Origin of the sequence: Marivita sp., from assembly GCF_017643905.1 — a bacterium.
Taxonomy (GTDB): Bacteria; Pseudomonadota; Alphaproteobacteria; order Rhodobacterales; family Rhodobacteraceae; genus Marivita.
Genome location: NZ_JAEPMO010000014.1, coordinates 1 through 13,727 on the forward strand (window position 1 = coordinate 1; position 13,727 = coordinate 13,727).

The 13,727-nt window shown below is 58.0% G+C and carries 18 protein-coding genes; 9 read left to right on the forward strand and 9 right to left on the reverse strand.

The window, feature by feature from the left end:
- Positions 1 to 246 precede the first annotated feature (246 nt).
- Complete coding sequence (locus JJ869_RS03540) at positions 247 to 693, reverse strand: phasin family protein (protein WP_292264605.1); 447 nt, start codon at positions 691 to 693, stop codon at positions 247 to 249.
- A 263-nt stretch (positions 694 to 956) separates the two neighbouring features.
- Here JJ869_RS03540 and JJ869_RS03545 point away from each other — a divergent pair, with 263 nt between their 5' ends.
- Positions 957 to 1,118, forward strand: a complete 162-nt coding sequence (locus JJ869_RS03545) for a hypothetical protein (RefSeq protein ID WP_292264662.1) — start codon at positions 957 to 959, stop codon at positions 1,116 to 1,118.
- A 5-nt stretch (positions 1,119 to 1,123) separates the two neighbouring features.
- Here the strand turns inward: JJ869_RS03545 and JJ869_RS03550 are convergent, their stop codons facing one another.
- From JJ869_RS03550 to JJ869_RS03560, 3 genes are read right to left on the reverse strand one after another with little or no spacing between them, the layout of a single operon-like run.
- On the reverse strand, positions 1,124 to 2,371 hold the full coding sequence (locus JJ869_RS03550) for a hypothetical protein (protein WP_292264606.1): 1,248 nt from the start codon (positions 2,369 to 2,371) through the stop codon (positions 1,124 to 1,126).
- A 3-nt stretch (positions 2,372 to 2,374) separates the two neighbouring features.
- Positions 2,375 to 2,692 carry a type II toxin-antitoxin system RelE/ParE family toxin gene (locus tag JJ869_RS03555; protein ID WP_292264607.1) on the reverse strand — a complete coding sequence of 106 codons (318 nt, stop codon included), beginning with the start codon at positions 2,690 to 2,692 and terminating at the stop codon, positions 2,375 to 2,377.
- The gene (locus JJ869_RS03560; RefSeq protein WP_292264608.1) at positions 2,689 to 2,958 is read right to left on the reverse strand and encodes a hypothetical protein; all 270 of its coding nucleotides are present in this window, start codon (positions 2,956 to 2,958) and stop codon (positions 2,689 to 2,691) included. The genes JJ869_RS03555 and JJ869_RS03560 overlap by 4 nt, the downstream gene beginning before the upstream one ends.
- 931 nt (positions 2,959 to 3,889) lie before the next feature.
- Here JJ869_RS03560 and JJ869_RS03565 point away from each other — a divergent pair.
- The gene (locus tag JJ869_RS03565; RefSeq protein WP_292264609.1) at positions 3,890 to 4,894 is read left to right on the forward strand and encodes a hypothetical protein; all 1,005 of its coding nucleotides are present in this window, start codon (positions 3,890 to 3,892) and stop codon (positions 4,892 to 4,894) included.
- Positions 4,895 to 5,170: 276 nt separating this feature from the next.
- Here the strand turns inward: JJ869_RS03565 and JJ869_RS03570 are convergent, their stop codons facing one another.
- From JJ869_RS03570 to JJ869_RS03585, 4 genes are all read right to left on the reverse strand, one after another.
- Positions 5,171 to 5,734 carry a hypothetical protein gene (locus tag JJ869_RS03570; RefSeq protein WP_292264610.1) on the reverse strand — a complete coding sequence of 188 codons (564 nt, stop codon included), beginning with the start codon at positions 5,732 to 5,734 and terminating at the stop codon, positions 5,171 to 5,173.
- A complete protein-coding gene (locus JJ869_RS03575; protein ID WP_292264611.1) occupies positions 5,731 to 6,024 on the reverse strand; it encodes a hypothetical protein in 294 nt (97 codons plus the stop codon). The genes JJ869_RS03570 and JJ869_RS03575 overlap by 4 nt, the downstream gene beginning before the upstream one ends.
- Complete coding sequence (locus JJ869_RS03580) at positions 6,021 to 6,977, reverse strand: helix-turn-helix transcriptional regulator (RefSeq protein ID WP_292264612.1); 957 nt, start codon at positions 6,975 to 6,977, stop codon at positions 6,021 to 6,023. The genes JJ869_RS03575 and JJ869_RS03580 overlap by 4 nt, the downstream gene beginning before the upstream one ends.
- Positions 6,978 to 7,217: 240 nt before the next feature.
- On the reverse strand, positions 7,218 to 7,427 hold the full coding sequence (locus JJ869_RS03585; RefSeq protein ID WP_292264613.1) for a hypothetical protein: 210 nt from the start codon (positions 7,425 to 7,427) through the stop codon (positions 7,218 to 7,220).
- Between the two features lie 201 nt (positions 7,428 to 7,628).
- Between JJ869_RS03585 and JJ869_RS03590 the strand changes: the two genes are divergently transcribed.
- Entirely contained in the window at positions 7,629 to 8,888 is a 1,260-nt protein-coding gene (locus tag JJ869_RS03590) for a site-specific integrase (protein ID WP_292264661.1), read from the forward strand.
- A gap of 14 nt (positions 8,889 to 8,902) precedes the next feature.
- Here JJ869_RS03590 and JJ869_RS03595 read toward each other — a convergent pair whose 3' ends face one another.
- Positions 8,903 to 9,499: a hypothetical protein gene (locus JJ869_RS03595; RefSeq protein ID WP_292264614.1), complete on the reverse strand. Its 597-nt coding sequence runs from the start codon at positions 9,497 to 9,499 to the stop codon at positions 8,903 to 8,905.
- A 226-nt stretch (positions 9,500 to 9,725) separates the two neighbouring features.
- Here JJ869_RS03595 and JJ869_RS03600 point away from each other — a divergent pair, with 226 nt between their 5' ends.
- The 6 genes from JJ869_RS03600 to JJ869_RS03625 all read left to right on the forward strand — a co-directional run bounded on the left by JJ869_RS03600 (position 9,726) and on the right by JJ869_RS03625 (position 13,692).
- The gene (locus tag JJ869_RS03600) at positions 9,726 to 10,733 is read left to right on the forward strand and encodes a WYL domain-containing protein (RefSeq protein ID WP_292264615.1); all 1,008 of its coding nucleotides are present in this window, start codon (positions 9,726 to 9,728) and stop codon (positions 10,731 to 10,733) included.
- Between the two features lie 329 nt (positions 10,734 to 11,062).
- Positions 11,063 to 11,314 carry a helix-turn-helix domain-containing protein gene (locus JJ869_RS03605; protein WP_292264616.1) on the forward strand — a complete coding sequence of 84 codons (252 nt, stop codon included), beginning with the start codon at positions 11,063 to 11,065 and terminating at the stop codon, positions 11,312 to 11,314.
- Complete coding sequence (locus tag JJ869_RS03610) at positions 11,311 to 11,574, forward strand: hypothetical protein (protein ID WP_292264617.1); 264 nt, start codon at positions 11,311 to 11,313, stop codon at positions 11,572 to 11,574. Before JJ869_RS03605 ends, JJ869_RS03610 begins: the two co-directional genes overlap by 4 nt.
- The gene (locus tag JJ869_RS03615; protein WP_292264618.1) at positions 11,571 to 12,002 is read left to right on the forward strand and encodes a VRR-NUC domain-containing protein; all 432 of its coding nucleotides are present in this window, start codon (positions 11,571 to 11,573) and stop codon (positions 12,000 to 12,002) included. Before JJ869_RS03610 ends, JJ869_RS03615 begins: the two co-directional genes overlap by 4 nt.
- Positions 11,999 to 13,009 carry a helix-turn-helix domain-containing protein gene (locus JJ869_RS03620; protein WP_292264619.1) on the forward strand — a complete coding sequence of 337 codons (1,011 nt, stop codon included), beginning with the start codon at positions 11,999 to 12,001 and terminating at the stop codon, positions 13,007 to 13,009. Before JJ869_RS03615 ends, JJ869_RS03620 begins: the two co-directional genes overlap by 4 nt.
- Complete coding sequence (locus JJ869_RS03625) at positions 13,006 to 13,692, forward strand: hypothetical protein (RefSeq protein ID WP_292264620.1); 687 nt, start codon at positions 13,006 to 13,008, stop codon at positions 13,690 to 13,692. The genes JJ869_RS03620 and JJ869_RS03625 overlap by 4 nt, the downstream gene beginning before the upstream one ends.
- Positions 13,693 to 13,727: the final 35 nt, after the last annotated feature.

Below are 13,727 nucleotides of genomic sequence, written 5' to 3' on the forward strand. Positions count from 1 at the left end.
CGCGGTCAAAAATGTGGCGGGGCGCCAGAGGTGTTCAAAACTGAATGAATGGTTGGCGGAAGACCCCTTGGTAGGCGTCAATATCAATACGCGATAATGTTCGAATATGAGGTGAACGCTTGCACATCCGTTCCAAGTCCGATCGTTCCTCACCATGGTCACGAAATACGGCCGGACCCCTGGGAGTCCGACCGTACAATAGTGGTTCAAAACCTGGGTGCAGTGCCACACCCGATAGCGTGAAGTTCAGACAGCAGCTGCCGCTTTTTTTACAGCGCTACCCGCGTCGGCGGATGCTTTCTTGAAAGAAGTCGCCGCTTCGCCCGAGAAATCCTTGCTGGCAGCCATCATGAGCTCAAAGGTCTCCATCTGGAGTTTTTTTGCAAGTTCTGCGAAGGCAGTCATGCTCTCGGTTGCGACGTCTGCCTGGGCCGATACGTAATCACTCATCGCCTGCGCATAATCAGCCGGTTCTGCTTTGGCTTTCGACATCTCAGCCAGTTTCGCCAGCGTGTCCTTGGTCCATTTTTGGGAAATTTCAGCAGACTTGTCCGCTGCTTCGATGGCAACGTGAGACAGTTTTTCGGTCAGGGCCAGCGAGTTCTTGTATGCATTTTCCATCGATTTTGTATCAACCGGGAACGCGTCCATCATCTCCTTGAGGGTCGCCGCCATGTCTGTCGATTTATTCATTGTCGCAAATCCTTCTTTGCTCGGCGGGTCCACCCCGCTGTCCTTTGGTGATGCTCAAGGCATATTTGCTGCAGCGCAGCATTGCAAGGATTTTCTGCGGTGCAGCATTTTTGGTTGAGCATGCATGCGTGCAATTCTTTGTCTCTTCGCATCGCGAAACCACTCTACGACACGCTGGTCCCAGCCTATAACACGACCCTCTACAAGAGGGATGGGCGGAATATCCCGCCGTGGTCATCCCAGTCGTGACACAGCACTACCCAATGCTGCAGCGCAACCAGATCTATACCGGGATCACACCGGGCAAGAAGCTTATCGTTCGCGTTTGCCAGACGAAGGCCGTGGCGATCTTGGCGAAAAATATCTCGGCACGGCGGCGCTGGTCGAAGCTGGATGAGTGGCTTGGCGGCAAACTAGCGGCCTAGCTGCGTCAGCCGTCGCGATCTGCTTCCGAAAGGGCCGCAATATTCCACGCCAGCCTTTCGACCATCAGCCCCGCCGAAAGCGCGGTCCCTGCAATTCGCTGAAGCGCTTGCCGCGCCTGATCCACCTCGTCAAGACGCGCAGCCGCTACCATCAGGTGCTCAACGGCTTCATCGATGTCGATCGGGCTCGGCTCATACCCACGGCCCTCGAGCAGATGCCGAATGGCCTGCAAAGCGACCGCCATTGCGAAGCCCGGTTCCTTGAGTTTCAGGTCCCGTGCTGCGCGGATCAGGGTCGCAGGTGCCGCATCGTGATGTGCGGCACAGTCAAGCGCGATATCGAGGAACCGCGCTGTCTTCGCGGCGGCGAACCACTTTCCTTTCGTGCCATGCGTGTCGATCAAATCCTCGAGGATTCGGCGCGCGTCGAGGTCGGGGTAACGCTTCACCAGATCGCGCCACATCGCGAGATAGGTGTTGCCCGAGACCGAGGGCAGGCCAAAGCGGCGATAGGCTTCTTCCTCGCGGCCCTGACTTACGAGAATGCGTTCACAGAACGCAGCAATCTCGACATGGCCCCATTGTCGACGCTGATCCAGGAGCAATGCCTCAGCACGGGCAAGAGCGTCATCCTCGCGTCCTTGGCGCAGCAGTGCCTCGGCACCAAATTTCTCATCAAACCAGAGGCGTGTCTTTTTCCGCTCAAGAAGCTCCAGCAACTCGTCATACCGCCCAGCCTCTAACAAGCAGGACAGCGTCAGCGTCCCCGTTGGCACATGAATAAAGTGCATGTGGTCGGACCAAGCTGCCTCGATCATTTCGAGGTCCCGGTCGGCGTGAAGGCTCATCAGCGCAGGATAAGCTGCGATTTGGCCAAATCGGTCTGCGATCGGCGCGAGATAATCCACACCGTCGTCTTCGATCGCCTCGCGCAGTTGTTCAAGCCATTTCGCGCGAGTTTTTTCATCAGCGGGCGCATCGATGAGTACCGGCAGCAATTCCTCGAGCGTCCGGCGCACGGCATTGCCTAGCGCGCCCGACGACGAGTCGATATGCTCGAAGGCTCGCCAGATGCGCTCCGCAAGCACTATGACACCCTCTGCCGCTGTCACAGGATCGACCCGTGCAACAGCCCGAATTTCTGAGCTTGCGGATTTCAGACGTTCAATGGCCTTGGACGATGACCGCCAGCTGTAAGTGCCCGCCCGCATGCCCGGCTTGAACGCCCATTTATGTGCTGCTGCCTTCGCCATCCCCTAACGCCCCCGCGCGGTGCTGCGCGCGATCCAGTCCGAACCAGCATAACCGATGACATGCACCAAGACCTCGCGCTCGGCCTCGTTGACGGTAAAGGCAATGACCGCCTTGCGTCCTGCCGGTATCGCGCGAAGACCCGGAGCGATTTCTGAGCGAACGCTGCCTTTCAGAGGAGTGTCAGCCAGACTGGAAATTACGGCCTCAATCTCTGAAAGCCGCCGCTCGGCCGCCTCCGGCCCAGCGTAATCGGCGATCAGCTCCACGATCGATGCCAAGTCATCCGCGACAGCCGGGTGAAACCGGATTCGATATGTCATCCCTGCCGCACGACGCCGATACGGGCGCGCGCCGCCGCAAAGGCGTCCTCGGGATCTACATATTCCGCATTTGGTGTTCGCATGCGCGCGCGGATTTCATCTGCCATGGCATCAAGCGCAATCCCGCGCTCTTCTTCATCCCGGATCATCTGTTCAAGCGCTGCCGCTACAGCTGCGCTCTGCGAGGCGAAGACGCCCTCACCTACTTTGTCAGTCAGGAAACGATGATGGCGATCTGTGAAACTGAGCGTGGTTTTGACTGTCATAGCGAAGCCTCAAGTATGACTTGGTAATCTACACATCACATGGCGCTGTGACAAGAAGGGCGATTCCCCCAAGCGCACCATGAGGTCACTGCTATTCTTCGACATCGTAGCCTACTGATCGCAACTGTCCGGCGCGCTCTGCAATGCCCACCCGGCCGGCATTCAAACACGCTGTTCATTTTCAATTTCGGACAAAGCAGGTGCAAAGATACCTGTCAGCAGCGCTAACTGTTCAAGGCTAATAGTCCGATCGCTCCGGACCTCGCGGGTTAGGCGGCCCAGATCATCTCTCACTATTGACCAACAGCTTCACCCTTCCGCTTTATACAAGGATGGAGACCCCATGGGGCTTTCACTGAAATTTATCGTAAACGGTGAAAACGATGAGATTCGATCAGATCAAAACCCCACATTTACTGAATAAGGTAACCGTCATGGAAGCGGCCAACGTCGATTTTGGGAGGGTTGAATGTCGGCGAGTGCGCGTGGGCCGTATGCGAACGCACGCGATTGTCGACGAATGTTGTTTTTCTGGAGCGGTGTTGACGTGGCGTTGACGTAAACCGCAAAATATCTTGGGGTATCAGATTACCATCGGACAAGAGTTTGATTTATTTATGGAATATGGTTGCGGGGGTAGGATTTGAACCTACGACCTTCAGGTTATGAGCCGCAACATACTGTTTCCACTTATTCTTTCAATTTCAATCCATTAGGCGACAAGCCTTTGTAAGCACAACGCTTTTCGTCGTTTTCTGTCGGATTTCAGCGCCTTCAGACAGCACACAATGTAGCCAAAACTGCGTTCACCGGTTGACCAGACGTTGACCGAAAGCATGATTGCACGGGGGAAGCATCGTCACGAAGGACGGAAAGCAGGCGTTTGCCGTGCGTTTCACGACTGATAAGTCTAAAATTAAGGCAGACTTTTATGGAAGACAGAACACCGGTTGACGAGCTGTTTAGCAAGGCTGACGAGATAATCTCGGCATTGCCTACGACTAAGGACAAAAACTCTTTTTACGATCTGGCGGACGTTAGCACACAGCAGAAACGCAAAAAGTGGGAAGAAGGGGCCGATCAGCTGTTGAGGTTGGCCGAAGTGGCGCCCGATGAAAAGAAATTCTACTTTCGGTTTTGGGCTGGGGATGCGTTCACAGGCTTAGGTGAACTAGATCGGGCGTTGCAAACAAAGCCCCAGCCCCTGTTGGGAAGCCGAAACTCCGCGCAGACTGACAGAATTTTGAGCCTCAAATTTGAATTGGGCGGGCTGGTCTCAGGGCTAGATATCGCAACTCTCTTTGGGCCGAAATTTACAAAATTTGGACGTGACAATATCGAAAATGTAGTTGCTTTTCTTCAGACACAGGTTGAACAACTCCAAATGCACGATGGACGTAACCTGCTGACAGAATGGGCAAAGGATGCATACATTCATCCGCACGGGATGTCGCTATTCGATGGGCACGCCAGCCACGTGCTTACTAAGTCTCCACCTGGCTACAGTTTCAGTCTTTCTCCAAGCGCAGAAAAGCTGTGCGTTGGATTGATGCGAGAGGCTGAAAATACATTCAGAGAGGAGCGCGATATCCCCCGTGTTGGCGAAGGATGGGTAGCTGAGACCGCATTGTTCTACGAAGTGCGGGATGCCTTTCCAGATGAAACGGTTATTCAGCACGGCAGGCCCAAATGGCTTGGGAGGCAACATCTTGATGTTTTTATGCCCGACCGAGGCATAGCCGTTGAATACCAGGGAGAACAGCACGACCGGCCAATAGATTTTTTTGGAGGAGAAGAGGCTTACAAGAAAAATGTAGAGCGCGACCGCAAAAAACTTGAGTTATGCAAACGCCATGGTATCCGAGTAATCTATGTGCGTGAAGGGTATGACCTCGCGGAATTGATCACTGAAATCCTTTCAGAAATTCCCGAGTAGCTATCGCGCATCGGAAAACTGATTGTGCAATCACATAGAATAGCCGTTTTGGAGAAGCTGCATACCGCAGCACATTCTGACACACTGAATTTCTGGCAAGAACCGAGTGAGAAAGTGGTCCATCACCTTCTGATTTCAACGTTTTTGAAATCGCCAGCGCCAAATCTAACAAAGGAGGCACCGGCTGCGCCTACGGAATTTCGCGGTGCTATAGTACCAGAACCGCGTAACAGAGCCGATTTTCACCTCTGCTCTGATGCGAAGAGGCACGCGCGACTAAGCCTTGGGGCGATGCTGATCTACCTTGCCCAAGAAATTGATGTCGCGCCCGTAGTGTAAGCCCGACGCATCGCACACGGCGCGCAGCGCACGCTCGATATCAGCGGTTCCGACATTTGCACTGACCCACCACCCAGAAAACGTCTCAAGGGTTGGCAGGTCAGGTCTGCCGGGATGTACCGAATCTTGGGTCCGGGCGACAAAGGCGCGCTTCCGCGAGGACATCGTTGCCAGTCGCTCGATGGCAGCAGCATCGATCGATTCCAGCGCATCGACAACCTTCCTGAGCATCTTGCCAAGTGTTGGGGCCGTTAAGGTCTCGCCGAGAACAACGACGCCGTATTTGTTGCCGCGGTCTTGCCGCAGCGGTTCAACCACCGCATCGGGCGCAGCTCTTACTGGAATAGGTGGAGGCGCCACAGTTGGGGCCGGGGCGCCAGCTAGACGAGCGACGACCGAGTCCAGCGTTTCCCGATCATGAGCACGCTGAGCCATCAAAAGCGCGACGGTTGCCTCGCGGAGCCTGACCGTCATCATCGGAGAAGAAATGGTCGTGTTCATTTCGATGCCCTCCCGCGCCGCAGGGTACGGCGCTGATCGTTTAGGTCAGAGCGGTACACGGTTATCACGGCATCGCCGCGGAGGACGACCTTCATTCCGCTGAGCCGCTCGACATGCTGGATCCGCTTCTTTAAGCGGCTGATCTCCTGCGAGGCGTCCTCGCGGGTCATCATCCATTCTTCGGGGCCGACGGGGCTCGCGAGTTCCAGAACGAGATCAAGACCGGCATCGCACAAGCCGCGCTGGCGCAACCGCGCCTCGGCGTGTGGGGTGAGCGAGACGGCGGTCATATCTTGATCTCCGAAAATTTCGCTCGCCGCTCAGCCTTGCTCATTTCCTCTTTTTCGCGAACCTCGGGCGGGATCTTGTCGATCAGCCATGCGACCCGCTCAGGCGTCTTTTCAACGGCTTTCAGATCTTCCGGCATGTCGGCGATGCCAACGCGGACGTTCTTCATCGCGAACCCCGCCCAGTAGTCGCCGCCAGTGAGATCGGAGAGCCAGTTCTCGAAGACGGGCCATCTTGGCACACCGCCGCCATAGGGCAGTTCGATGTGTTCAGAGTCGATTGCGGCGCGGTCTACCTTTTCCGCTAGTTCGGTCAGGAAACCAACGAACGGGTTTCCCTCGTTCGGGTCAAACGGATCGCAAACGAGACTGCCTTCCGCAGAAGCGAGAATCTCGTTGCCAAATATGTCTCGACTGGCCAGCGAGCGTTCCTCGTCTATGCATGCATTTTCAAAATCGCTACGTGCGTTATTGCCGTGTCTCAGATGTCCGGGCAGCTGGCTCATGGCCGTTTCAAAGGCTTCGCCAGCCGCAGCCAGCCGTTGCCGCCTTTCTGCAAGGCTCATCTCTGCAAGCAGAGTGAACATCCACGGCGCGGCTTCTACAAGATCGTGAAATTGGATTTCGTAATGGTGTAACACCCACCGGTAGTTCTGGCGCGCCGCATCCGGAAGCAGGACCCTGATGGGCGTGTAGCCGCTCTTCTTCCAGTCTTCGTCGCTCACCTCGCTAGAAGGTTTGCCAAGCGCCTCGGATGTAACATCCAATGCCCTCGCGAGGCTTTCGACAGTATGCGCCCGCACGCGGTCCGGCGGGGTCTCGCCGGTTTCGATGCGCGCGATGGTCCGCTTGCTGACCCTAGAGCTATTGATCTGTTCACACCGCTCCGCGAGGGCTTGCTGGGAGAGATTTCGCTCCTTACGCAGCTGCTTGAGGGTGTCTGGGTTTATGGACATTTTGTTCTCCTCGTTTCCGAGAACACCCTATGTCATCAACGCTGATGACGTATACAGCCATTTAAGTGGCTTATGTCATCAATTTTGAATACCAAAATTTTCGAACCTGACCTCATTTCTGACTTCGGTGTCATCAATTCTTGATCCCCACCCACACTGCGGGTGCCTTCAGGAACCTTATGTCATCTCACAGTGCCATTTCCAATTAGTCTGACACGACTTCAGGGACCAGGGGGCAGTCTAGCGCGCTGTTGATACGCGGCGGATTGAGGCCGATTCGCCCGGAGGGGCGATCGAGGCAAACAGACTCTCTACCGTCGACATGAAATTCAACACTTCATTGTCGCGCGATTCGGTATCGAGGGCTATCCAAACGGTTCGTTTATCTTGCTCGCCATCGCCAAGTTCTGATCTTGCCTGCTCGGCGAATGATAGGTTCAGTGACGCCATTCCATTGCGGCCATGCGGTTGACAAAGGTCCGGTCTGGGCTAATCGCACACCACCCTCGCCAAACCAGTCATGCAACAGAACGGAATTCACCCGCCCGTTCAACCCCACCTTCCGCCTATTTTCCGCTCCCCGCCCCATGCTCTGACTTGATAGAGGCGCTGATCTACGCCTGTGTCAGACGAGAAAGGAGAGCAGAAGGGATGGCAAACCGACTGAAACTGAACGAAAAAATCCTTCGCGATGCGGAGCCGCAAAAAGGCAACAGCTACCAGATCTTCGACACGGAAATCCGTGGGCTGGCAGCAAAGGTACAACCCTCCGGCAACCGCGCCTTTACGCTGGACTACCGCTTCGCCGGACGGCAGCGCAGACTGACGATCGGGCGTTGGCCGGAGTGGAGCGTGACGGCGGCGCGTGAGCGGGCACGCGAGCTGCGCCGCATGATCGATGAGGGCGAGGATCCACTGGCGGCCAAGGAGGAGCTGCGTGAAGCCCCACGCGTTACCGACATGATCGACCGCTACATCAGGGAACACCTGCCCAAGCTATCCCCGACCAACGCCGGCGATCAGATTTCCATGCTGCGGAAAATGGTCGAACCCGCATGGGGGAACCGGCTGGTGACCGACATCACCAAATCCGATGTGGCCAAGTTTCTGGATTTCGTGGCCGAGGGCCGCCCGCGGCCCTGCAAGCAGAAGCCCAACAATCGGGCCCGGAAACTTCAGGGCCACAAGCCCACCCCGATCCGCGCGAACCGAATGGGGGAAGTGCTGCGCAAGATGTTCACCCTAGCCATGGAATGGGAATGGCGGTCTGACAATCCAGCGCAAGGGTTTCACCGGCGCATTGAACATGCCCGGGAGCGTTTCCTGTCGCCTGAGGAGCTGACCCGCCTTGCAGCGGTGCTCGACAAGGCTGAAGATCAGCGCGCCGCTTCGATCATCCGAATGTGCATGCTGACTGGCGCACGCGTCGGAGAGGTCCGGCAGGCACGGTTCGAGCAGTTCAACCTCGACTACGCCATCTGGTCAAAGCCGGCATCAACAACGAAGCAGCGCAAGATCCACCGCGTCCCGATTTCGCAGGACGTGGTGGCGATTGTTCGGCAGCGCCACCTTGTCGTACCACGCGGCAACCCTTGGCTGTTCCCCGGTGACGCCGTGGGCAAGCCTGTCCGCGAAATCCGTCGTTTCTGGCTCATGGTTCAGCGAGAGGCCGACCTGCCCGACGTCCGCATCCATGACCTGCGTCACACGTTCGCCTCGTTGCTGGTCAGCGGCGGTGCGTCACTCGAGATCATCGGACGCCTGCTGGGCCACAGCCAGATGCAGACCACGCAGCGCTATGCCCACTTGATGGAGTCACCCCTGCGTGCAGGCGTGGACAGCGTGGCCAGCATCTTCCGGCCGCGGCCACAGCTAGTGCACGATGCCGATCAGGACCAGCGCTCAGCGTGATTTGGCGCTGGGCGCTATTTCCGGCCCCGAAGGATCCGCCAGATCATCAGGATCCGTTTACGGATCGTGCTGTCCTCGGGGACTTTGCCCGACTTCGAGTTACGGACAAACCATTCCTGCACCTCGCCCACGAGGGCCGCCTGGCTTTCTGGAACCCCGTAATCGTTGATACGTTTGAAAAGCCATGCATACATCGCGTCCCAGTCATAGCGCGGCGTTGCACCTGCGGAATGCGCACTGCGGCGCAGGAGATCGCGCTCATCCTCATAACGCTGCACGTCTTGCCCGGGGACGAGAAGATCGTTGCTGCGGATCAAAATGCCTTCGGCCGGATCGGTGATGTAGATCCAGTCGCCCCCCTCATAGGGCGCGATGCGCCGCAGCGTGGCTGTCTCTTCGCTCGGGCCGATGCGGCGAAACATGGGTAGGACGTCGGCGATGTTGACCTGGACCAGGCCTCCTATGCGCTGCAGGCCGCAGTCGACGGGTGAAATGCCCGTGACCACCCTCAGCTGCCCGAGGATTGCTGCGTCCACAACTCTGTGCACGCCGTGATCCCAGCGGATAGACAGCTCCATAATCGAATAAAACGTACTTGGTGTCGCAGTCATTGATCCTTTCCTCCATGTTCCCGTGACCTCATCGGCGCGCACGTCTCGGCCCACCGCCCCCTTGCGCAGTTTACGCGCCAAGGTCCGCGCGCCGCGGTGAGACACGCGTGGGTGGATTGCGAGAACGATGTACGTGGGGATCGTGAGAATCGCCCATGCCGCCACCAACAGCTTGCGAAAGCTGGAGGAAAATGCACTCAATAGGGCGTAAAATTCTGGCACCCAAATGAAATATGTTCCCTTTTCCAAAACCCACGAGCTTCTGCGCCTCGCTGACATGGCAGCCGCGCGCGAGGACGGCGTAAGCCTCGAGGAGATCAAGCAGACCTTCGGCGTGACACTTCGAAGCGCACAGCGCATGACACAGGCCCTTACACAGGCCTTTCCGAGCGTTGTTGTGTCTGGCGGCAAGAGGGGCGAGCCGAAGCGATGGTCACTAGCCGGGGGCGAGCGACTTCTGCATCTCAAAGGCATTCGGGACGACGAACTCTCTGCGCTGGATATGAGTATTCGCCGCGCGGAGCGGGAAGGGGCAATAACCGAAGCCCGCGCGCTGGCCGCCCTGCGCGATCGCTTGGTTGTCCTGCATTCCACAAGCGAGGTCGTGCGGGCAGAGGCGGATGCCGAGGCCACTTTGCAGGCGCGTGGCCACGCCTGTCGACCAGGGCCCAGCACGGCCTACGATCCCGCAATCCTCGAAATCATCGATCTTGCCTTGAAGGGGCCGTTCAGACTGGAGATCACATATCTGGCAGAATTGGACGACGAGCCACGCCTGCGCACCGTCGAGCCCTATGGAGTGCTCTTCGGGACCCGTTGCTACCTGGCGTGCCGTGATCTGGCCGCCGATGAACGCATCAGAAACTTCCGCGTAGATCGGATTTTGAACGCTCGCCGGCTGAACGACAGCTTTCAGCGCAAACAAGGGTTTGATCTCAAACAACACGTGGCGCGCGCATTCGAATCCTTTCACTCCGAAACCGAGTTCGGAACAGTGATCTGGCGCTTCAGCAGTAAAGCAGCACGGGCAGCACGCAATTACGTGTTTCATCCCAACCAGACCATCGAGGACGATGATGATGGTGGGCTGATCGTCAGCTTTGAGGCTGCTGGCTGGCTGGAAATGGCCTGGCATCTCTACAAGTGGGGCGACACGGTCGAAGTGATCGCCCCTGAACAGTTGCGCCGCATGGTGGACGGCCATCGCCGCGATGATTTCCCATCTTTGCCGTGATAGCATGGCCAACCATCAGATAGAAAAGATGTGCAGCCGCTTCCAGAGAGAGCCGCGCCTGACGGCACGGTGAAATCCGCATACATCCATTCTCTGGGGCTTTACGCACCCGTCGCCCCGAACAAAACGCCGGAATTTGCCTTGGAAAATTCCGGGAAGCGGGATGGAAGCCGCTCTGGCGTCGCCTGAAGCCTACAAAAATACCAATAAAATAAGGGGTGGAATGTGGCTTGGCCTTCAATTCCACCTTCCGCCTCGTTTCCGCCCATCAACCTCTGCTTCGATTCTCCCAGCCCGTCCTAACGGGGATTGAAACAAGGAGATCAGGAATGTCGGAGACGATGACGCTCGACCACGAGACTACGCCGCTCAATCTGCTTGCGGACTGGATTAGCCGGGATCAGCTGGCCCAAGAGTTGATGATCACGACGGATACCCTGTCGCGCTGGGAAGCGCGGCGCGAGGGACCGCCCTGCATGCGGGTCGGCCGGAAAGTATTCTATCGCCGGACCAGCGTCGAACAATGGCTGCTGAGCCGAGAGCAAAGTCAGCCCATTCGGCAGCGGAGGGGACGCCGATGAGCATTCCCCTTCCCTTCCGCAAGCCCCGCGCCCGGGATCGTGTTCGCCAGGAGTGGATTGACGAGCGCCGGCGTGAGGCGCGCATGGTGGTGGTCGATATGGTTCACCATTCCGACTATCTCGTTCGGCTCGCCTGCAATGTGTTGGTCCAGCATGGTGAAACCCCCGAGGAGCGCGAGGACGCGCGCATCCTGCTTGTCGTGCTCGATGCCAAAACGCCCGGGCGCCTGCCCGCGCCAGATCGGGAGGGCCGCTCATGAAGCGACGCGGCACACCCGAAGCAGACCTGCAGCGCGCTGTCGTGACCGCGCTGCGCTTTGCCCTACCTAAGAGCGCCATCATCCATCACGGTGCAAATGAGGTGACCGAGGCCGGCCCGCGTGGAGCCAAGCGGCAGGCAATATTGGTTGGCATGGGCGTCCACCCCGGCTTTGCCGACCTGATCATTCTGTGTGACGGCAAAGTCCTTTTCCTCGAGCTGAAATCCCTCAAGGGCCGCCTCAGTCCAGCGCAAGAGGTGTTTCGTGATGCGGTGCTGTCCCAAGGCTTCGGCTGGGCGCTTGTGCGCTCGCTTGATGATGCGCTGGGCGCGCTGGCAGATCACGGGTTCACAACCCGTGTGGTCAACACTTCTATCTCGTCGACGTCAGAATTTGACGTCGGCAAGTCACGGAGGGGCGCGACATGAGCCATGCCGCAACCAACTGGGCTATCCAACAGCGCGGTCTGAAACCCACGACCAAGATCGTGCTTTGGCATCTATGTGATCGTTTCAATCCGGATTTCGGCTGTTTTCCCTCCCAGGAGCAGCTTGCTCATGATTGCGAAATCAGCCGATCGACGCTGAACGAGCATCTGACCTTGCTTGAGACGGCTGGCCTGATCCGTCGCGTGCAACGCCTCAATCCCGGCAACAAACGGCAGATGCCGACCCGCTACATCTTGGCCTTCGAGCCGGGCTTTACCCAAGATAAGCCAGCTCCGTGTCCGGAAACCGGACATGGTGGTGACGTGCAGAACGATCTGCCGTTCGCGCCCCCGGAAATCGCTGCCGAAATCGGCGCATCTCCTATGGATAACTTGACCCCGTGTCCGAAATCCGGACGCGGAGCCGTGTCCGATTTTGACCCCGACCCGTGTCCGGAAAAAGCCCCGAGCCGTGTCCGAAATCCGGACAGTAACCTTGTAAGAGAACCAGTAAGTAAACCAGTAAAGGAGGAGGAGGGCGCGCAAGCGCGTGACGGCCTCGGCGAGGAGTTTTTCGGATCGTTGCTTGCGGCACTGGGGTTCGACCCTGACGGCCCCCTGCCCGGCTGGTGGCAGGGCTGGCCACCCCGTGAGCATGTTCGGAGATGGCAAACGGACCTCGGGTTGAGTGAGGCCGACATCCTCGAGGTGGCAGGGGCGTCGCGGCAGGAACACCCCGAACCTCCCGACGGCCCTAAGGCGTTGGACCGTGTCATGCAGCGCGCCGCCCAGCGCCAGGTGGATGATGCGTCGCGAAAACGGCGCAGGCCAAAGGCGGCCTCTGCGCAGAAAACCCGCCCAATTACAGACCTGCCGGTCTTCTATGCCGAGATGGTCAACTCTGATCGCTACCTTCCCGTGAGCGCGATCTCGAACTCTATGCGCGACGTGATGCTTGCCCGTGGCCTCGTGACGGCCGAGCGCCTCCGTGAACGGGGCATCAGATGAAACACGATCGCAGTTTGCATTCACGCGCTGGGCGGGTCGGGCCAAGCCGCCCGAAGCGGTCCATGTCGGTTCAGCAGGCACTAGAATGGGCATTCCGGGTAGAGCATGCCCAGCTTGAGTTGCCAGAGCCACCCGATCCCGAGCGCGAGCAAGGGTTTGGCTTTGGCCTCGAATACGTACTGCTGCAGCGCGCCATCCTCGGCTGCAAGGTTGATGGCGGCCAGTACAAGATTGGCAGCTACGTCCATGAGGACGCCGAGGTCATTGCAGCCACTGTCGCAGGCATGCCCGACCACCTCGGCGGGAAGCGCATGGCTATCCGCGTGGCAGAGCTCGCTCGCGCTGGGCTGACGCCAGACTGGATGCCGGGGGCCGTGCCGCGCTGCGTGCCCGTGGACATAAAACGAAACCGACATGGTGATCGCGCAGTCAGCACCGTCGTTGGAACTGAGCGCGTTCTGGTGAAAGGAAAATGGCGTAGCGTCGAGGTTCGAGCATGTCCCGTGATGTTCAGACCGGATGCCAGCCAGATTGAAGCTGCTCGGCGCGCCTATCAGGTTTGGTGCGAAGCGCTGGGCTGGATTAGAGACGGCCTAACGGCAAGCAGGCTCCTGCGAGACGTCGAGCTCACGGCGACACAGCCGAAAACGCAGCCTTGGTTAACACCGCAAACGCGAAGATAGATTCACGCTTCGGTGCCCTGGAAGTCGGGCAAACT